The 20698-nt window shown below is 65.1% G+C and carries 12 protein-coding genes, 1 tRNA gene and 1 pseudogene; 9 read left to right on the top strand and 5 right to left on the bottom strand.

Features of this window, described 5'->3' with window-relative positions:
• Positions 1 to 157: 157 nt before the first annotated feature.
• The 3 genes from AMD14_RS07890 (at position 158) to AMD14_RS07880 (ending at position 4523) form a co-directional block, all read left to right on the top strand.
• On the top strand, positions 158 to 1927 hold the full coding sequence (locus AMD14_RS07890) for a M14 family metallopeptidase (RefSeq protein ID WP_011050920.1): 1770 nt from the start codon (positions 158 to 160) through the stop codon (positions 1925 to 1927).
• A gap of 178 nt (positions 1928 to 2105) precedes the next feature.
• On the top strand, positions 2106 to 4295 hold the full coding sequence (locus AMD14_RS07885) for a beta-glucosidase family protein (RefSeq protein ID WP_040107594.1): 2190 nt from the start codon (positions 2106 to 2108) through the stop codon (positions 4293 to 4295).
• A 141-nt stretch (positions 4296 to 4436) separates the two neighbouring features.
• Positions 4437 to 4523: transfer RNA gene (locus tag AMD14_RS07880), tRNA-Leu, on the top strand.
• A 211-nt stretch (positions 4524 to 4734) separates the two neighbouring features.
• Here the strand turns inward: AMD14_RS07880 and AMD14_RS07875 are convergent.
• Genes AMD14_RS07875 through AMD14_RS07860 form a run of 4 tightly spaced genes read right to left on the bottom strand, consistent with a single transcriptional unit; the run spans position 4735 to position 9480 of the window.
• The gene (locus AMD14_RS07875) at positions 4735 to 6315 is read right to left on the bottom strand and encodes a DHA2 family efflux MFS transporter permease subunit (protein WP_005919973.1); all 1581 of its coding nucleotides are present in this window, start codon (positions 6313 to 6315) and stop codon (positions 4735 to 4737) included.
• 6 nt (positions 6316 to 6321) lie between these two features.
• Positions 6322 to 7515, bottom strand: coding sequence for an HlyD family secretion protein (locus tag AMD14_RS07870; RefSeq protein WP_003483502.1), 1194 nt, complete (start codon positions 7513 to 7515; stop codon positions 6322 to 6324).
• A gap of 10 nt (positions 7516 to 7525) precedes the next feature.
• Entirely contained in the window at positions 7526 to 9016 is a 1491-nt protein-coding gene (locus AMD14_RS07865; RefSeq protein WP_011050918.1) for an AdeC/AdeK/OprM family multidrug efflux complex outer membrane factor, read from the bottom strand.
• Between the two features lie 23 nt (positions 9017 to 9039).
• The gene (locus AMD14_RS07860) at positions 9040 to 9480 is read right to left on the bottom strand and encodes a MarR family winged helix-turn-helix transcriptional regulator (RefSeq protein ID WP_003483498.1); all 441 of its coding nucleotides are present in this window, start codon (positions 9478 to 9480) and stop codon (positions 9040 to 9042) included.
• A 122-nt stretch (positions 9481 to 9602) separates the two neighbouring features.
• On the opposite strand from AMD14_RS07860, the gene AMD14_RS07855 reads away from it, so the two are divergent.
• From AMD14_RS07855 to AMD14_RS07840, 4 genes are all read left to right on the top strand, one after another.
• A complete protein-coding gene (locus AMD14_RS07855; protein ID WP_015463002.1) occupies positions 9603 to 10454 on the top strand; it encodes an AraC family transcriptional regulator in 852 nt (283 codons plus the stop codon).
• A 61-nt stretch (positions 10455 to 10515) separates the two neighbouring features.
• Positions 10516 to 12759, top strand: coding sequence for a DNA topoisomerase IV subunit A (gene parC, locus AMD14_RS07850; protein ID WP_011050916.1), 2244 nt, complete (start codon positions 10516 to 10518; stop codon positions 12757 to 12759).
• Between the two features lie 605 nt (positions 12760 to 13364).
• Entirely contained in the window at positions 13365 to 13703 is a 339-nt protein-coding gene (locus AMD14_RS07845) for a hypothetical protein (protein ID WP_015463001.1), read from the top strand.
• Positions 13704 to 13915: 212 nt separating this feature from the next.
• Entirely contained in the window at positions 13916 to 14572 is a 657-nt protein-coding gene (locus tag AMD14_RS07840) for a thiopurine S-methyltransferase (protein WP_011050914.1), read from the top strand.
• 275 nt (positions 14573 to 14847) lie between these two features.
• On the opposite strand, the gene bfr is transcribed toward AMD14_RS07840, so the two are convergent.
• Positions 14848 to 15333 (bottom strand): bacterioferritin, encoded by a 486-nt coding sequence (bfr, locus tag AMD14_RS07835; protein ID WP_003485327.1) that lies wholly within the window; start codon positions 15331 to 15333, stop codon positions 14848 to 14850.
• A 147-nt stretch (positions 15334 to 15480) separates the two neighbouring features.
• Here bfr and AMD14_RS07830 point away from each other — a divergent pair.
• Both AMD14_RS07830 and AMD14_RS07820 read left to right on the top strand, forming a co-directional pair.
• Positions 15481 to 17898, top strand: a pseudogene (locus AMD14_RS07830) (penicillin acylase family protein).
• A 439-nt stretch (positions 17899 to 18337) separates the two neighbouring features.
• Positions 18338 to 20476: a TonB-dependent siderophore receptor gene (locus AMD14_RS07820; RefSeq protein WP_011050911.1), complete on the top strand. Its 2139-nt coding sequence runs from the start codon at positions 18338 to 18340 to the stop codon at positions 20474 to 20476.
• Positions 20477 to 20698 lie beyond the last annotated feature (222 nt).

The raw sequence follows: 20698 nt of genomic DNA, 5'->3' as shown, positions 1-20698 counted from the left end.
AATGTCGCTCAGCTGGCCAACGAAAACCGGCCCCGCGTCCCAGGTGAAACCCACGCACATGGCACCGATCACAGCAGGATCATGACGCAGTGCAGATTGGCCTTGCACGCTGGCTCGGCTACATTGCAAACGTTTTCCTGGAACACTGGACCGCTGGATGCCCCGCTTCACTCGCCTGGCCCTGAGCCTGTTGCTGCTGACTTCCGCCCCCGCCGCGCTGGCTGCCGCGCCGCTGACCACTCAGGCAGAGCGCAGCGGTTTTATCCAGACCGGCCGCTACGACGAAGTCATTGCATTGTGCGATGCGTTTGCGCAGCGCTACCCGCAGGCCGTGCGTTGCATCCAGTTCGGCACTACGCCCGAGGGCAGGCCGATGAAGGCCCTGATCGCCTCCACCAGTGGCGCGCTCGACCCGCAATCGGCCGCGCAACGCAAGTTGCCGGTGGTCTTGGTCCAGGGCGGCATCCATGCCGGCGAGATCGATGGCAAGGATGCGGGCTTTCTCGCTCTGCGCGAGTTGCTCGACGGCAAGGCCGGCAACGGCGTGCTCGACAAGCTGGTGTGGGTGTTCGTACCGGTATTCAACGTCGACGGACATGAGCGCTTCGGTGCCTGGAACCGCCCCAACCAGCGCGGCCCCGAACAGATGGGCTGGCGCACCACCGCGCAGAACCTCAATCTCAACCGCGACTACGTCAAAGCGGACGCGCCGGAAATGCAGGCCATGCTGCAACTGGTGCAGCAGTGGGACCCGCTGATGGTCGTAGACCTGCACGTCACCGACGGCGCCAAGTTCGAGCACGATGTGTCAGTGCAGGTGGAACCGGTGCATGCCGGCGATACGACCTTGCAGCGCGATGGCACCCGCTGGCGCGACGCAGTGCTTGCCGACCTGAAAAAACAGGGCTCGCTGCCGCTGCCCTACTACCCGTCCTTCGTGCACGAAGACGACCCCAGTTCCGGCTTCGCCGATGATGTGTCGCCGCCGCGCTTTTCGCACGGCTATTTCCTGCTACGCAACCGCTTCGGCATGTTGGTGGAAACGCATTCGTGGAAGGATTACCCCACGCGTGTGCGGATCACCCGCAATGCCATCGTTTCGGTGCTGCAGCAGGCCGCACGCCATGGCAGCCAGTGGCGCGCCGATGCATTGGCTGCCGATCAGCGCGCCACACGTTTGGCCGGCACGACCGAACCGTTGAGCTTCGCTGCGGGCCCAGACGCACGCACCGTCGCGTTTCGTGGCTACGCGTATACGCGCACACCGTCGCCGATTTCCGGCGCGCTGATGACGCGCTACGACGAGAGCAAGCCGCAAGTCTGGAAGGTGCCGCTGCGCGATCAGATCAAACCCGATGCGGTGGTGGATGCGCCACGCGGCGGCTACCTGGTCCCGGCTGCGCAAGCCGCCTTGGTCGGCGGAAAACTGCGCCTGCATGGCATTCAATTCACGACCATCGGCAATGCGGCGGAGCGGCCGGTGCAAACCTTCCGCGCCGACGCGGTCAAGTTCTCGGCACGCTCCAACGAAAGCCATCAGACAGTCGAACTCAGCGGGCAATGGCGCAATGAAACCCGCAGCGTGCCGGCCGGCTCCTTGTTCGTGCCGATCGCCCAACCCAAGGCGCGTCTGGTGATGGCGATCCTGGAACCGCAGGCGCCGGATTCGCTGCTGCAGTGGGGCTTTTTCAATACCGCGTTCGAGCGCAAGGAATACATGGAAGCCTACGTCGCCGAAGAGGTAGCGCGCGACATGCTTGGGCGCGATGCCGCGTTGAGGGCGCAGTTCGAACAGCGCATCGCCAGCGATCCGGACTTTTCCAACAACCCGCAGGCGCGGCTGGAATTCTTCGCCAAGCGCCACGCATCGTGGGATGAGCGCTACCAGCTCTACCCGGTACTCCGCACCGCGCAGACCGACTTCTAGCCGTCCGCCGATTCTGCACGCGTCGCGCGGAATGCTCGCGCCCTCCCGATTGTGGGCATTTTGGTGCCCCTCTTTATGTCTTGAACCAGCACTACAAGGAAATCCCGTGCCACAGCTCGATATGAAACCGTTTACAGCCCATCAGAATCGTCCGCGCCCCTTGGTTCTGGCGGTCGTGATGGGCCTTGGCGTCGCCTTCGCCGCACCGCTGGCAGTCGCGCAGGGCGCGCCATCTTCGCAGCCGTGGATGGACACCGCACTGACCCCGGACCAGCGCGCCGACCGCCTGCTGGCGCAGATGAGCGAGGATGAAAAATTCCAGATGCTGCGCAGCTATTTCGGCCTGGGCACCGACAAGATTCCCAAGCCCGAAGGCGCGCTCGGTTCGGCCGGCTACGTTCCCGGTATCCCGCGTCTGGGCATTCCCGCCCAGCAACTGGCCGATGCCGGCGTGGGCGTGACCAACCCCGGCGGCATCCGCAAGGGCGATTATGCCACCGCGATGCCGTCGGGACCGTCGACCGCATCGAGCTGGAATCGGCAACTGGCGTATACCGGCGGCAAGACCATGGGCCGCGAATCCTGGCAGCAGGGCTTCAACGTGTTGCTCGCCGGCAGCGTCAATCTGCAGCGCGACCCGCGTAATGGGCGCAATTTCGAATACGCGGGTGAAGATCCGTTGCTGGCCGGCACCATGGTCGGCGAATCGATTCGCGGCGTGCAAAGCGAACATGTGCTTTCCACGATGAAGCACTTCGCACTCAACGACATGGAAACGCGGCGCAACTTTCATAGCGCGCAGATCGGCGAGCAGGCGATGCACGAATCGGACCTGCTGGCCTTCGAGATTGCGCTGAAGATCGGCGACCCGGCCTCGGTGATGTGTTCGTACAACAAGATCAACGGTATCTACGGTTGCGAGCACGATTACCTGCTCAACCAGGTGCTCAAGCAGGAATGGAAATACCCCGGTTACGTGATGTCCGATTGGGGCGGCGTGCATAGCGGATCCAAGGCGGCGTTGGCCGGGCTGGATCAACAATCGGCCGGCGAAGTGTTCGACGCGGCAGTGTTTTTCGATGCGCCGTTACGCATGGCGGTGTCTGCCGGCGTGGTGCCGCGCGCGCGTTTCGACGACATGGTCAAGCGCGTGCTGCGCAGCCTGTTCGCGCACGGCGCCTTCGATCATCCTACCCAGCGTCAACCCATCGATGGCAAGGCCGGTCTTCTGGCTGCGCAGCGCGTGGCCGAAGAAGGCAGCGTGTTGCTGCGTAACGAACAGGCCGCGTTGCCGCTGTCCAAGGACGTGCGCCGCATCGCGGTGATCGGCGGCTACGCCGACAAGGGCGTGATGTCCGGCGGCGGCTCTTCGCGCGTGGACTACACCATCAACGGCGGCAACGCGGTACCGGGCATCACGCCGACCACCTGGCCCGGCCCGGTGATCATCCATCCGTCCTCGCCGCTGCAGGCACTGCGTGCGGCACTGCCGAACGTGCAGATCGATTACCTGGACGGCACCGACCGCGCCGCGGCCGCACGCGCCGCCAAGGCGGCCGATGTGGCGATCGTGTTCGCCACCCAGTGGGCCGCCGAATCGGTGGATCTGCCGGACATGCGCTTGCCCGACAACCAGGACGCGTTGATCGAGACCGTGGCCAAGGCCAACCCGAAGACCACCGTGGTGCTGGAAACCAATGGACCGGTGCGCATGCCGTGGGCCGAACGCGTGCCGGCGGTGTTGCAGGCGTGGTATCCGGGCATCGGCGGCGGCGAGGCGATCGCCAACCTGCTGACCGGCGCGGTGAATCCTTCCGGCCACCTGCCGGTGACCTGGCCGGTGGACGAGTCGCAGCTGCCGCGCCCGTCGATTCCGGGGCTGGGCTTCAAGCCGGCCAAACCGGGCGAAGACAGCATCGACTACGCCATCGAAGGCGCCAATGTCGGTTACAAGTGGTTCGCCGCGCGCAAGCTGACACCACGCTACCCGTTCGGCCATGGCCTGTCGTACACGCAGTTCCGCATGGGCGGGCTGCAGGTGGAGGCACGCGGCAGCCAGCTCACCGCCAGCTTCGAGGTGGAGAATACCGGCCCGCGCGAAGGCGCCGCCGTGCCGCAGCTCTACGTCGCCCTGCCCGACGGCCACGCCACCCCGCTGCGGCTGATCGGCTGGCAAAAGCTCACGCTAAAGCCTGGCGAAAAACGCAGCGTGCAGGTCGTCGCAGAACCCAAGACCTTGGCCGATTTCGATGCCAAGGCACGTCGCTGGACGATCGCCGCGGGCACTTACCGCGTGCAACTGGCGCGTTCGACGAGCGAGCCGGTGCAAACTGCGGAGGTCACGCTGCAGGCGGCACAGTTGCCGTGAGCGCACGTGGTGCAGGCACCGATGCATGCGTGCGCCACCATCGCACTGGTTCGTTGCCGTGCCGCGTATGGGGAGACGAAAAAAATGTGCCGCGTGCGTTGACAGTCTTGCGCGCAGCTTGCACAATTCGCCCCCTGAGTCGCCCAGGTGGCGGAATTGGTAGACGCACTAGCTTCAGGTGCTAGCGGGGGCAACTTCGTGGAGGTTCGAGTCCTCTCCTGGGCACCACGACTCACGGTAGATCGTAAAAACCTCGCTTCGGCGGGGTTTTTTCGTTTAGGCATTCGGGTTGCGACATCCGCATTTGCCAGCGTCTGCGGCAGGCCATGCGTCGCATCGACCGGCTCGACGCTGCGGCAATCGGCCAAGCTCGTCAAATCCGTCACAACGAAAACCCCGCATTCGAGCGGGGTTTTCGTTGTTCAACCCTCAACGTCGCTCAATGCCCCCCGGCCGCCGCCGCACTCCCGGCCCCGGCACCGAACGGCGGTTTTGCCAACCACAGGAAGAAGATGATCGCCAGGAAGGTCCATCCAAGCAGATAGAAGATGTCGTTGAAACCCATCTGCGAAGCCTGGTGGTTGATCATGTTATTGAGCGATGCCGCGCCGCGTTGCAGGTCGCCCTGCCCCATCGCAGTGACCTGCTCCTGCATGCCGGGCGTGTACACCGAAATGTGCTCGGTGATGTGCGCGTGGTGTACCTGGGTACGGCGTGCCCACAGATACGTGGTCAACGATGCGGCGAAGCTACCGCCCAACGTGCGCAGGAAGGTGGCCAGGCCGGAGCCGGCCGCAATCTCGCGACCGTCCAGATCCGACAACAGGATCTGCAACACCGGCATGAAGAACAATGCCACGCCCACACCCATCACCAACTGGATCGTGGCCACATGGCCGAAGTCCACCTGCAGGTTGAAATTGGAGCGGAAGAAGCTGGTGAAGGACATGAAGATAAAGGCGATGGTGGCCAGCATGCGCAGGTCGAAGCGCAGCGCGTATTTGCCGACGAATGGCGTCATCAGCACCGGCAGGATGCCGATCGGCGCGGTGGCCAGGCCGGCCCAGATCGCGGTGTACCCCATATCGCGTTGCAGCCATTGCGGGATCAGCAGGCTCACGCTGAAGAACGCGGCATATGCGACCACCATTGCCAGCGTGCCAGCGCGGAAATTGCGATGCCGGAACAGCTTGAGATCGACGATGGGATCCTTGTCGGTCAACTCCCAGATTACGAACACCACCAACGCTACTGCCGCAATGCAGGCCAACACCACGATCTTGTCCGAAGAGAACCAGTCTTCGTCATTGCCCAGATCCAGCACCAGCTGCAGGGCGCCCACGCCGACCACCAGCAGGATCAGGCCGATGTAATCCATGCGCGGCTTTTCGAGCTGTTCGGGGCGATGCCGCAACTGCGAACCCACGATACTGCTGGCGATGATGCCCAGCGGCACGTTGATCAGGAAGATCCATTCCCAGCTGTAGTTGTCGGTGATCCAGCCGCCGAGAATCGGCCCGGCGATCGGGGCCACCACGGTAATCATCGCCAGCAACGCCAGCGCCTGCCCGCGTTTTTCGCGCGGATAGATCGACACCAGCAGACTCTGGGTGATGGGATACATCGGCCCGGCAACAAAGCCCTGCAACGCGCGCGCCACCACCAGCATCCCCATGCTCTGCGCCAGACCGCACAGCAGCGAGGCAATGGTGAACGCCAGCGTGGACCACACGAACAACCTGGTTTCGCCAAACCGGCGACTCAACCAGCCGGTCAGCGGCAACGCAATGGCGGTGCTGACGGCGAACGAGGTGATCACCCAGGTGGCCTGCTGCGAACTGGCGCCGAGGTTGCCGGCGATGGTCGGCAGCGAGACGTTGGCGATGGTGGTGTCCAGCACCTGCATGAACGAGGCCATGGCCAGGCCCACGGTGCACAACGCCACGCTGGCCGGGCGAAAACCGGCCGCTGGCGCCGGTGCCGCCGGGCCGCCGGACGCGGTGGGAGCTTGCGAAGACATGGTGGCTTAGCCCGCCTTGCTGGCAGCCTGCGACGGCAGGTTGTCCTGGATGATGCGTTGGATGTCGGCGTCGGCAGCCTTGAGCTGCTGCGCATACACGTCGGTGGCGAACACCGCGCCGTTGGCGACCTTGGTCGGCAGCACACTGCCCTGCTGATCGTGCAGGTTTACATCCACCTTCATCGACAGACCAATCCGCAGCGGATTGCTGGCAAGCTGCTTGGAATCCACCGCAATGCGCACCGGCACGCGCTGCACGATCTTGATCCAGTTACCGCTGGCGTTTTGCGCCGGCAATAGAGAGAACGCGCTGCCGGTGCCCAGGCCCAGGCTCTGGATACGGCCGGTGTAGCTTACGCCGCCGCCGTACAGATCAGAATGCAGTTCCACTTCCTGGCCCAGGCGCATGTGCTTGAGCTGGGTTTCCTTGAAATTGGCTTCCACCCACACCTGCTCCAGCGGCACCACCGCCATCAACACGCTGCCCGGCTGCACGCGCTGACCCACCTGGGCCGAGCGCCGTGCGACATAGCCGGACACCGGCGCCACCACGCCGGTGCGCGCATGATTCAAATACGCCTGACGCAGCTGTGCGGCGGCGGTCTGCACGTCCGGCTGGTTGGCCACCGCGCTGTCGTCCACCAACGCACGGTTACGCTCCAGGCTCTCGCGCGAGCCGCTCACGGCCGCTTCGGCGGCGGCCAGTTCGTCGCGGGCATGGGCCAGTTCTTCGTTGGAGATCGCGCCGGTGGCGGCCAGATCCTTACGCCGCGCGAAGTCCGAGCGCGCGCTGCGCAACGTGACTTCGCGTGCGGACAATTCGGCTTGCGCACCTTCCACGGTGCGATACAGACCGCGCACCTGACGCACGGTCTTGGCCAGGTTGGCTTCGGCCTGCTGCAAGGCCACCTCGGTGTCGGCCGGATCCAGCTGCACCAGCAACTGGCCGCGCTCCACGCGCATGCCGTCTTCGGCGCCGATGCTGACCACGGTACCGCCCACCATCGGGGTGATCTGCACCTGGTTGCCCTGCACATACGCATCGTCGGTGTCTTCGTGCCAACGGCCGACCAGGAAGTACCACACCACCAGGCCGATGATCGCCAGGATCGCCACAATGGCCACGATGCGCAGCGCAGCACGGCGCTTGCTGGGCGCGGCCGGTGCGGGTTGAGGAGAAGTTGAAGTCGTCTGGCTCATCGTCGATGTCTCAGGAATTCGGTTGTGCGGAAGTGGGCGCGGTGCGTGCGGTATCGCGTGCGGGCTCCGGCGTGAATCCGCCGCCCAGCGCACGCTGCAACCTCACCGAGGCCAGAAGTTGTTGCGACTGCAGCCCGGCCATGCGTTGGCGTGCGACGAGCAACTGCTCCTGCACGCTGAGCACGTCCAGATAGCTGCCGATGCCGGCGCGGTAGCGCTGCTGCGCCAGATCGAAAGCGGCCGTGGCTGTCTGCACGGCGTCGTTCTGCGCCTGCGCGCGTAGCTCCAGCGAACGCACGGCGGTGACCTGGTCGGCCACCTCGCGCAGCGCGGAGATCACTTTCTGGTTGTAGTCGGCCACGGCCAGGTCGTATTGCGCATCGCTGCCGGCCAGATTGGCGCGCAGCTTGCCGCCGTCGAAGATCGGCAGGCTCAACGCCGGCGCGACCAGTCCGAACACCGAGCCGCTTTCCAGCAACTTGCCGACATCCGGGTTGATCACACCGCCCAGCGTGGTGAGGTTGAGGCTGGGATAGAAGCGGGTCTTGGCGACTGCGATGTCCTTGTCGGCCGCCTCCACGCGCCAGCGTGCCGCCACCACGTCGGGGCGACGGCCCAGCAGATCGGCCGGCAGCATGCTCGGCAACTGCGTGGCGATGCCCGCACCGAATACAGGCCGGGCAATGCCCAAACCGCGATCCGGGCCCTGCCCGACCAAGGCGGCCAGCGCGGTGCGGGCTTCGTCGATCTGCTGCTGCGCCGATTGCAACTGCTGCTGCGCAGCCGGTACGCGCGCTTGCGCCTGACGCACCTGCAACTCGCTGTCGATGCCGGCGCTGCGGCGTTGCCGGGTCAGCTCCAGGGTCTTCTGCGCACGGCTCAATTCGTCGTTGGCCAGGTCGTGCAGGCTCCACGCGTACGCAAGCTGCGCATAGCCTTCGGCAATCGCCGACGACAGGTTCAATCGTGCCGCCTGCGCATCCACTTCGGCCGCATGCGCCTGGTCGACTGCCGCTTCCCACGCGCTGCGCTTGCCGCCCCACAGATCGACGCCGTAGCGGAAATCCAGCACGACCTGCGCGCTGCCGCCATAGCTGCCGCCGAGCTCTTCGCCGACCATGGATTCAGGTAGCTGCAGGCCGGTGTAGCCACCGGACACCGAGAGGCTGGGGCCGCGCTCGGCCTGCGCACTGCCGATACGTGCCTGCGCCTGGTGTAGGCGCGCATCGGCCGCCGCGAGGCTGGGGCTGTGCTGCAGGCCTTCGGCGATCAGCGCGTCCAGCTGCGCATCGCCCAGCGCGCGCCACCAATCGCTGGCCGGCCATGCGGCCGGACTCAGCGTGGTTTGCTGCGCCAGGGTGCGCTCTGCATGCAGCGTGCTCGGATCCAGCACGGTGCCTTGCGGATTCAGGCCACGGCTGCTGGCGCAGGCGGCCAACGCCAGTGCCAGGGCGGTGATGACGAGCGGCTGTGCCAGGCGCATCGAGCGCGGGCGCAGCATCTGGGTCGAAGAACTAGCAACGTTCATGAGTTGAGTGCATCGCGGACACGGATAAGGAGTGAGGTGAGAAGTTCGCGCTCGACCGCGGACAGGTCGCGCAGGCCGTGCTCGATGGCGCGTTCGCCGCGCAGGCGCAGCCGCTCCCATAGCGCCACGCCCTGCTCGGTCATGACGATCTGCAGCGCGCGCCGGTCTTGCGCATGCGGCTCGCGCCGCACTGCGCCCAGCGCTTCAAGCTTGTCGAGCAGGCGGGTCACCGCGCTCGGGGTCTGGTCCAGAGCCAGCGCCAGCTCATTGGCCGTGCACGGCGAGCGCACCGCCAAAATCTTCAGGCCCACGTAGTGGCTGAAGCCGAAATCGGGCAGTTCGCCCTTCATCTCGGCATCGAGCTGGCGCATCAGCGCATCGCGCACCTGGCGCAGCAACAGGCCGAACGACGGTGTGGCGGAAGACGAAACATTCATGCGGCACATTTTGTTCCGAAAAATATATTTGTCAACGCAATTATTCCACAGGGGATTAAACCGCCCGCAAGGATCGCCACCTTACGCGGCGCGTGCGCTGGCTCGGTAATACAATTGGGCCAATGAGTATCGAAAACCCGCCAACCCAGATCGACGCCTTGCCGCCAGGCGTACGCGCCAGCTTCGAAAAGACCGATGGGCCGGTGCTGATCGCCTTCCTGGCAGAGCTGCGCGAGGTATGGGCGCCGGAAACTGCCTGGCACGCGCATGTCCGCGGTCAGCTGATGTACGTGGAGCACGGCGTGCTCACCGTGCACACCGAACAAGGCGCCTTGTCGCTGCCGCCGGGCTGCGCAGGCTGGATGCCGCCCGGGCAGCAGCACACCGTGGAACTGGCCGGGCCGATGCGCGGCTGGGGCGTGGTTGTGCGGCCGGATGCCTGCGCCGCCCTGCCTGCGCAGGGCGGCGTGATCCGCCTGACCGGGCTGGCCCGCGAGGCCATCATGCGGGCCGCCAGCTGGCCGCTGGATCAGCCGCTGGATGCCACCCAGCAACGCCTGGCTGCGGTACTGCTGGACGAGCTATGCCAGGTGCAGATCGACCACCTGCACCTGCCGATGCCCGCCGACCGCCGGCTGCTGCGGATCGCCCGCCAGTTGCTCGACACGCCCGCCGACCCACGCCCGCTCGACGCCTGGGCCGACTGGGGCGGCTTGTCGCCGCGCAGCCTGAGCCGGCATTTCCGCGACGAGACCGGCCTGAGTTTTGCGCAGTGGCGGCAGCAGGCCCGGCTGACCGAAGGCCTGCGGCGGCTGAGCCAGGGCCATGCGGTGGCGCAGGTGGCCGACCAGCTTGGCTACAGCAGCCCCAGCGCCTTCGTCAGCGTGTTCCATCGCCATTTCGGCGCCCCGCCAACCCGTTATCTGGCCGGCTCCCATGCACGCGGCTTGGCATCCCCCGCCGCATCCGGATAATCGGCGCTCTTCGAGCCCGTACCCCGGTGCGGGTTCCTCTTCACGCAGGACCTGGCTTTACATGACCGATCTGACCCGCCCCACCTTCCACGGCTTCGAACAACTACCGCTGCGCGAGTACGCAGAACGCGCCTATCTCGACTACTCGATGTACGTGGTGCTCGACCGCGCCCTGCCGTTCCTGGGCGACGGCCTGAAGCCGGTGCAGCGGCGCATCGTCTACGCAATGAGCGAGCTGGGCCTGAATGCCGCCGCCAAGCCGAAGAAATCCGCGCGTACCGTGGGCGATGTGATCGGTAAGTACCACCCGCATGGCGACAGCGCCTGCTATGAAGCGCTGGTGCTGATGGCGCAGCCGTTCTCGTACCGTTACCCGCTGATCGAAGGCCAGGGCAACTTCGGCTCCACCGACGACCCCAAGTCGTTCGCAGCGATGCGCTATACCGAGTCCAAGCTGACCCCGATCGCCGAAGTGCTGCTGGGCGAGCTTGGCCAGGGCACCACCGATTGGGCGCCCAACTTCGACGGCACCCTGGAAGAACCCACCTGGTTGCCGGCACGCCTGCCGCACCTGCTGCTCAACGGCACCACCGGCATTGCCGTGGGCATGGCCACCGACGTGCCGCCGCACAATCTCAACGAGATCGTCAGTGCATTGCTGCGGCTGCTCGATGATCCCGATGCCAGCGTCGCCGACCTGTGCGAGCACGTGCTGGGCCCGGATTACCCGACCACCGCCGAGATCATCACTCCGGCTGCGGACCTGCGGAACATCTACGAAACCGGTCACGGCAGCGTGCGCGCGCGCGCCACCTACAAGAAAGAGCACGCCAACATCTTCATCGATGCGCTGCCCTACCAGGTCTCCCCGTCCAAGGTGATCGAGCAGATCGCCCAGCAGATGCGCGCCAAGAAGTTGCCGTGGCTGGAAGACATCCGCGACGAGTCCGACCACACCAGCCCGGTGCGGGTAGTGCTGGTGCCGCGCTCCAATCGCGTCGATGCCGAACAGCTGATGGGCCACCTGTTCGTCACCACCGATCTGGAACGCAGCTACCGCGTCAACCTCAACGTGATCGGCCTGGATGGCCGCCCGCAGGTCAAGAACCTCAAGCACCTGCTGAGCGAATGGCTGAGCTTCCGCAGCGATACGGTGACCCGCCGCCTCAACCATCGCCTGCAGAAGGTCGAGCGTCGCCTGCACCTGTTGGAAGGCTTGTTGATCGCCTTCCTCAACCTGGACGAAGTGATCCGCATCGTCCGCAGCGAAGACGAACCCAAGCCGGTGCTGATCTCGCGCTTCGCGCTGAGCGAAGAACAGGCCGAATACATCCTGGAAACCAAGCTGCGCCAACTGGCGCGCCTGGAAGAAATGAAGATCCGCGGCGAACAGGAAGCGCTCGCCGAGGAGCGCGCGCAGATCATGGCGATCCTGGAGAGCAAGACCAAGCTGAAGAAGCTGATCAAGGACGAACTGACTGCCGACGCCAAGAAGTTCGGCGATGCGCGTCGTTCGCCGCTGGTGCAACGGGGCGCCGCACAGGCCATCGACGAAACCGAAATGGTGGCCAGCGAACCGATGACCGTGGTGCTGTCGCAAAAGGGCTGGGTCCGCGCGGCCAAGGGGCACGAGGTCGATCCGGCCGGCATGTCCTACCGCGATGGCGATGGCCTGCTGGCGGCGGTGCGCAGCCGCAGCACGCACCAGGTGGCGTTCCTGGATTCGGACGGCCGCGCCTATTCCACCGCCGTGCACACCCTGCCCTCGGCGCGTGGCAATGGCGAACCGTTGACCGGACGGTTCTCGCCGGCGTCTGGCGCGGCGTTCCAGGTCATGGCCAGTGCCGACAACGCCACCCGCTTCGTGCTGGCGTCCTCGCATGGCTACGGCTTCGTTACCCGTTTCGAAAACCTGACCGGCCGCAACAAGGCCGGCAAGGCGATGCTCAACCTGACCACCGGCTCGCATGTGCTGACGCCGGCCCAGGTGAGCAACCCGCAAACCGATCGCATCGTCGCCGTGACCAGCGCCGGCAATCTGCTGGCGGTGCCGGCCACCGACGTGCCCGAGCTGGACAAGGGCAAAGGCAACAAGATCATCGAGATCCCCAAGGCCAAGCTCGGCACCGAACGTGTGGTGGCCGTGGTGGCGGTCGCACCGGGCAACACCCTGCTGGTGCGCAGCGGCGCTCGTACCATGAGCCTGTCGTTCAAGGACCTGGACACGTATGTGGGTGCGCGGGCGAGCCGTGGATCGTTGTTGCCGCGTGGGTGGCAAAAGGTGGACGGCCTGGAGGTGCAGTAACGGTTGTTCACCCATGCGGCGCGCGGCGGCGCGGCTGGGATTGCGGTCGCCTCAGGCTGCTGGGGCGCGGCAAAAGGTGGACGGCCTGGAGGTGCAGTAACGGTTGTTCACCCATGCGGCGCGCGGCGGCGCGGCTGGGATTGCGGTCGTCTCAGGCTGCTGGGGCGCGGCAAAAGGTGGACGGCTTGGAGGTGCAGCAAACGGCAATTCACTCGTCCGGCGCGCGGCGGCGCGGCTGGCACTGCGGTCGCCTCAGGCTGCTGGGGCGCGGCAAAAGGTGGACGGCTTGGAGGTGCAGTAACGGTTGTTCACCCATGCGGCGCGCGGCGGCGCGGCTGGGATTGCGGTCGCCTCAGGCTGCTGGGGCGCGGCAAAAGGTGGACGGCCTGGAGGTGCAGTAACGGTTGTTCACCCTTGCGGCGCGCGGCGGCGCGGCTGGCACTGCGGTCGCCTCAGGCTGCTGAGGCGCGGCAAAAGGTGGACGGCTTGGAGGTGCAGCAAACGGCAATTCACTCGTCCGGCGCGCGGCGGCGCGGCTGGCACTGCGGTCGCCTCAGGCTGCTGGGGCGCGGCAAAAGGTGGACGGCTTGGAGGTGCAGTAACGGTTGTTCACCCATGCGGCGCGCAGCGGCGCGGCTGGGATTGCGGTCGCCTCAGGCTGCTGGGGCGCCGTCATCGAGCCAGGAGGCTATGTGCAATATTCGGATAACCACGAAGCGAAATCAGGTGATCTGATCCAGATCGACACGCTGTATCGTGGCAAGGTCATCGCGTGCATGGACACAGCCGATTACCTTCCGGGACAGGAAAGCTGGGGATACCTTGGCGAGGGCATCATGGTCGATATGGATTTCTGCGGCCTTGTCCACTACACGCAAGAGTCTGCACTTGCCGAGGAACTCGTTCTTCTTCAACGCGGCACGTCTCCGCTGCAGGGCAGTTGAACCTCTACTGCTCCTGTGCAACGCGACCAGGCGTCCGAACACCTGGGGCGTTCCAGGCAATAAAATTGCTGATGCACTGGCATCAAGTATTCGCTCATTCCAGGCACAACGATGCCATCGCAACGGCCTGCCAACGCTGCGCACCGCTTCAGAACGCACCACGCCCCACTCTCACATGACCACAGTGGAGACAGCCACTGGCAAGGCAACGCATGGACACGAACTTCTGGTTGGAACGTTGGCAGCTGGGACACACCGGCTTTCATCAGCAAGAGGTGTTGCCGCTGCTGCAAAAGCACTGGCACGCGCTTGATTTGCCGAAGGAATCGCGCGTGCTGGTGCCCCTGTGCGGCAAGACGCTGGACATGCACTGGCTGGCGTCGCAAGGCCATCGCGTGCTTGGCGTGGAACTGTCGCCGCTGGCGGTGACGCAATTCTTCGATGAGGCAGGCCTTCAACCGCAACGTCACACCAGCGCTGCTGGCGAGCATTTCATCGCCGGCCCGATCGAGATCATCTGCGGCGATGCATTCGCGCTGGACGCCAGCGTGCTGGCCGACTGCACGGCCGTCTACGACCGTGCAGCACTGGTCGCGCTACCGGCCGAACTGCGCCAGCGTTACCTGCAAACGGTCTATGTGCAGTTGCCCACACACTGCCGCGGCCTGCTGATCACCCTGGAATATCCGCAGGCAGAAAAGGCCGGCCCGCCATTCTCGGTGGACGCAACGCACGTGCATGCACTTTTCGATGCTGCCTGGCAGGTAGACCAGTTGGAACGGCGCGACATCCTCGATCAGGAACCACGCTTCCGCGATGAAGGTGTCACTGGGTTGTCGACTGCCGTCTATCGCCTGCAACGCCGCTGAAACGGCCGTCGGATGTTGCACGCCCATCACGTCGCAATTGCATGGCTTGCATGCGGCGAGCGCCGCCGGCTGATCAGGCCAGCGCGGCATTGCCCCATGCGGCAGGCCTGCAACAAAGCACGTCAAAACCTACTCCTGCAGCCGGCTGCGGGAGTGGCAGGCAGGTCGCACAGACCATCGTCGGGAATGGCCAGGCACGCGTACTTCATGCCGAGCCGGTTCACGCTGCGTCAGCCCGCCAGTCAGCCAGTCGACTGGGCAGCGTCGTTGCCGGCTCAACCGGCGACGTGGCCCTTATCGATCTTCGAGGTCTGGTACAGCTCCAGCCCGATGCGCTTGATCAGGCCAAGCTGCTGCTCCAGCCACCATGCATGATCTTCTTCGGTGTCCTGCAGCTGCTTGAGCAGCACGTCGCGGCTGACATAGTCGCCATGTTCTTCGCACAGCTTCATGCCGGCAGCGAGCGCAGCGCGCACTTCGTACTCGACCACCAGGTCGCGCTCCAGCATTTCGACCACCGTCTTGCCGGGGGTGAATTCGGCCGGGCGCATGTCCGGGTCGCCTTCCAGGAACAGGATGCGCCGCAGCAGCGCGTCGGCGTGCTCGGTTTCCTCTTCCATCTCATGGTTGATGCGCTCGTACAGCGCCATCAGGCCCTGATCCTCGTACCGGCGCGAATGCAGGAAATATTGATCGCGTGCCGCCAATTCGCCGCGCAGCAGCTGCTTGAGGTAATCGACGACTTCGGGATGGCCTTTCATGGTGTGCTCCAGCGACGCAATGCGCGCATGGTGCCCTAAGCGGACAGGCAATGATCTAATCGGAATCACTTTCAGTTGCGCTTGCGGCCAGACCCGCCACGGTCATGTCCGCCGGCCACACTTTCACCGGGCTCCAAGGAACCGACAATGCGTCAATGGCTGGGCAGGCTGCTGCTGGGAATCGGGTTGCTGGTCCTGGCGGCCAGCCTGGGACTGTATCTGTTGATGCGCGGCAGCTTGCCGCAGTTGGATGGCGACAGCGCGCTCAGCGGCCTGGCTGCGTCGGTCAGCGTGCAGCGCGACCGGCTGGGCGTGGTCACCATCGATGCAGCAAACCAGCTCGATGCGATGCGTGCGCTCGGCTACGTGCATGCGCAGGAACGCTATTTCGAGATGGATCTGATGCGCCGCGCACCGGCCGGCGAGTTGTCCGAGCTGTTTGGCGCAAAGGCCGTGGACCTGGACAAGCGCAACCGCGTGCATCGCCTGCGCGCGCGCGTGCAGGCCAGCCTGGATATCGCCACCGGCAGCCAGCGCACCGCATTGCAAGCGTATACCGATGGCGTCAATGCAGGACTGGCAGCACTGCGCGTGCGGCCCTGGCCCTATCTGCTGCTGCGCCAGACACCGCGTGCGTGGACGCTGGACGACTCCATCCTCACCGGCCTCGCGATGTACGCAGACCTGCAGGACAGCGACAACCAGACCGAGCTGGCCGCCGCGCGCATCCGTGCCGTGGTGCCCCCTGCGCTGGCGGCACTGCTCGACCATCAGGGCTCCAGTTGGGACGCGCCGTTGTTCGGGCCGCCACAAGGCGATGCCAGCGTGCCGGATGCGGCCACGCTGGACCTACGGCGTCTACCGCATCCGCCTGCCGCACCACACGCGGAAACGCCGACGCCGGGCAGCAACAACTTCGCGGTAGATGGCAGCCTCACCGCCGACGGCCGCGCCATCGTTGCCGACGACATGCACCTGGGCCTGCGCGCGCCCAATATCTGGTTCCGCGCACGGCTGCGCTATGCAGACAGCAATGCGCCCGAGGGCAAGGTGGATGTCACCGGATTCACCCTGCCGGGTCTGCCGGCGGTGGTCGTGGGCAGCAACGGGCATGTGGCTTGGGCATTTACCAACAGTTACATCGACACTGCGGATTTCGCGCGTATTCCCGCACCTACACTGGGTCACCCGCAAGCACTGACCAGGCACGTGGAAACCATCCGCGTGGCGGGCGCAGCGCCGGTGCAGTTCGAGGTCAGTGAAGCGGCGTGGGGACCGGTATTGCACGTCAACGCCGACGGCAGCGCGCTGGCATTGCGCTGGGCGGCGCAGTTGCCCGGTGCGATCCGGTTGGACTTCGCCCAGATGAGCACAGCGGGCGATCTGCAGGCAGCGTTTGCGGTGGCCGACCGCTCCGGCATTCCGGCGCAGAACCTGCTGCTTGCCGATCGCAGCGGGCACATCGCCTGGCGCCTGATCGGCGCGCGCCCCGCGCGCAATGCCGGGTGCGGCCCGAGCGGGATTGCCGAATTGGCGACATCGACGCCCGCACCTGAGGCAGCATCCAGCGCACCTGCAGAGGCGGCTGCAACGCCTTCGATGTCGGGCACCTGCCTGCCATGGTCGCTGCGCAGCGATGCTGCGCCTGCGTTGATCGATCCGCCGTCGCACCGGCTCTGGACCGCCAACAACCGTATCGTCGATGCGCAACAACTGGCCACGCTTGGCAACGCAGGTTACGACCTTGGCGCGCGTGCGCAGCAGATTCGCGAGGATCTTTTCGCAAAGCAGCGCTTCAACGAACGCGATCTGCTCGCCATCCAGCTCGACGATCGCGCCGTGCTGCTCACGCGCTAGTGGCAACTGCTGCGTAGCGTGGTCGAGCACAGCAAGGACCCGGCACTGCAACAGATTGCTCACGCCACGCGCCACTGGGATGGGCGCGCCTCGACTGACTCGGCCAGCTATCGCATCGTGCGCCAATTTCGCAGCAAGACCATCGAGGCGGTGGAAGCCGGCCTGCTGGCACCGGCAAAAGCCGCACTTGGCGCGGAGTTCCTGCCGCCACGTCGCGCGCAACTGGAGGGCATCGTCTGGCCGTTGCTGCAACAGCGCCCGGCCCACCTGTTATCGCCCGCCGTCGCAAGTTGGGAGCAGTTACTCGACGATGCCGCGCGCAGTGCGCAGTCAGACCTGATTGCTGAAGACGCACAAAGCGAACCGCGCGGCCAGCACACCTGGGGCCAGCGCAACACCGCCGCCATCTGCCACCCCATCGCGCGTGCACTGCCCGCCCTGGCCAAGCGCTGGCTCTGCATGCCGTCCGATCAACTGCCGGGCGACCGCGACATGCCGCGCGTGCAAGGCCCGGCCTTTGGCGCCTCCGAGCGCATGGTGGTTTCGCCCGGCCACGAGCAGGACGGCATCGTGCACATGCCCGGCGGCCAGAGCGGCCACCCGCTGTCGCCGTTCTGGGGCGCGGGGCACGACGATTGGGTGCATGGCAGACCCACACCATTTTTGCCCACCGCCACGCGTTACACGCTGCAATCGCGTCCGCAGTAAGAGCGGGCGGCAACGCAGCTGCGCAGCGTCCAGCGAAGAAGGAGGAAGACGTTCGAGCATCGCTGCTCCACAAAGCGCCTCTCCCCTTGGTGGGGGGGGAGGTTACGGGCACCACGCACTACTGATTAGTGCGCAATGTGACCCTTCGCGCGCGCCCATCAGGCTTCGCACCCGCCTTCATCCGCCCTTCGGGCGCCCTGCTCCCCAATGAAGGAGACGATGTCCCGGCGGGGGAAGGGAAGCTGTGCACGCATGCCTTCTGCATTTTGCGCGTTCTGCATCTTTCGCATCTCGGATGTATGGATCCGCACACGTGCGCGCGTGCGCGCGCGCGCATGCATCCTCCACCAAGCATCGCGCCCGGCACCTCGGCGATCTCCGTGATCAAGCAACCACATCATGCTAAGATGCATTTGATAACCATTCCCATTAGTGACCAATGCGCCCCACGCTTCTTGTCACCGCGCTCGCCGCCGCGCTCGCTCTGCACACCCTGTCCGCCTTCGCTCAACACACCACCACGCCAGCCGTGACCGAGCTGGATGGCGTGGATGTCATCGGCCGTGCGCAGACGCTCTACAAGTCCGAAGACGCCGCTGTTGCCACGCGCACCGATACCCCGCTGGCGCTGGTGCCGCAATCGGTGCAGGTGCTGCCGCGCGAGTTGATCGACGACCAGGCCGCGCGGCAGATCACCGATCTGTATCGCAGCATCAGCGGCATCAGTTTCTTCAGCTATGCCGGTGTGACCTTGCGCGGTTTCCGCCAGGAAAACGTGCTGTACGACGGTCTGCGCGGCGACCCGTATGCCGGGTTCTCGGTGCCGCAGCTGTTCAACATCGAACGCGTGGAAGTGCTCAAGGGTCCAGCCGGAGCGCTGTACGGCGGTGGCGAACCCGGGGGTGTGATCAACTATGTCACGCGCAAGCCCGGTCATCAGGCGGCGCGCCGCATCGAACTGCAGCTGGGCAATCAATCCTTCGGTGCAGCCTCCTTCGAGGCCACCGGCCCTGCGCGCGAAGATGGCCGCATCCGTTACCGCATCGGCGCCTATGTCGATGGCGAAGACGGGTTTCGTTGGAATACCGACAGCCAGAGCAAGATCGGCGATGCGTCGGTGGCCTTCGATCTGGGCGATACCGGCGAGCTCACCCTGCAATATACCGACATCACCCAGAACCTGGGCGGCAACCGACTGCGCGGCGTGCCGGTCGATAACGACGGCAACTTCCTCACCGACCGGCGCTGGAACCACAACGAACCTACCGATTTCCTGGACATGCGTGCCAAGGTGGCGCTTGCGCAGTATCGGTTTGCACCGTCCAGCGCGTGGGAGGTGGACATGGCGCTGCGTTGGTTCAAGAACCGAGAGCATCAGATCTATCACGAGCCGATGGGTCTGATCGACCGCGATCGCGACGGCACCGCCGAATGGATGACCCGGCAGCTGCGCAATCAATACCGCGACAACGATGCGATCTCCAGCAACGTCAACGCGATATTCCGCACCAGTACCGGGGCGATCGAGCACAAGCTGCTGATGGGCGCGGACTACTACCGGCTGGACGCGGATTTCCGCGCGCAAACCGCCAACACCGCAGACACCGGACGCGTGCGCGGCCCGGTGCCTGGCATCGATTTGTTCAACCCGGTATACGGCCGCAGCGGCTTCTACGATTACGGTTTGGATGCCCTGCCCTGGCGCGCCACCAGCACGCGCAGTCAACGCTACGGCGCATATCTGCAGGACGAACTCACGCTGACGCCGCGCTGGTATGCAATGGCGGGGCTACGCTGGGACGGCTTCAAGGACGACAACCTGCTGGGTGGTTCGCGCGTCACCGGCAACGATGTCAGTTGGCGCGTCGGCAGCACCGTGGTGTTACGCGATGGCATCAATGCCTACGCAAGCTATGCCAGCGGTTTCCTGCCGCAGGACGCGGCCAATCAGGACAGCAGCGTGGGCGGACCGTTCGCTCCGGAACGCAGTACGCAATGGGAAATGGGCCTGAAGACTGCGCTCAACGATGGCGGACTCACCCTCAACACGGCGTTGTATCGCATCGAGCGCAGCAACATCGTGCAGGCGAACGGACGCGTCGTCGAGGGTGTCAATCAGCTCTCTGCGCTTGGCTTGGTGCGCAGCGAAGGACTCGAAGTCGACCTGCTGGCCGACCTGACCGAGCGCTGGGTGCTCAATCTCACGTATGCCTACAACGATGCACGTGTGCTCGATGCAGGCACCAATGGCATCACCAATGCCTCTGGCGATCGCTTCGCCAATGCACCGCGCAACACCTTCGGCCTGTGGACGCGCTACGACCTGCCGATGTGGCGCTCGGCGATCGCCTTCGGTGCCGACTACGTGGGCGAACGCGTCAGCCTGGATGGCCAACGCGTCAAACCGTATGCCATTTACGACATCAGCTGGCAGACGCAGTGGGACGCGTGGAAACTGCAGATCAACGTCAAGAACCTGTTCGACAAGGTCTATGCGGCGAGCGGGTTCAATACGCGCGCCGGACACTTCCCCGGCGAGCCGCGTCGCATTTACGCGCAGCTGGCTTACAGCTTCTGACGAGCGCGCGGCGAATATGTGGCGCGCCACCAGCCAGCTGCGATGGCAACGCAAACAGCGCATCGTGCCTGCGGTTGCCACCCGCTCAAATCACGTGTTTCTTTCTGTTGAAGGACAGAGCGCGCCTGGCCCGCTCTACCGGTTGCATGTGCAAAACAGCTGTAAACAAGCGCAAGTCGTGGCTTGAAACTGCGCTCCGTGCAGTGCAAGGCAAATCGGGCG

The sequence above is a fragment of the Xanthomonas citri pv. citri genome (assembly GCF_000961215.1).
In the GTDB taxonomy this organism is placed as follows: domain Bacteria; phylum Pseudomonadota; class Gammaproteobacteria; order Xanthomonadales; family Xanthomonadaceae; genus Xanthomonas; species Xanthomonas cissicola.
The sequence above is the reverse complement of the archived record's forward strand: the minus strand, read 5'-3'. Positions and strand labels throughout refer to the sequence as shown.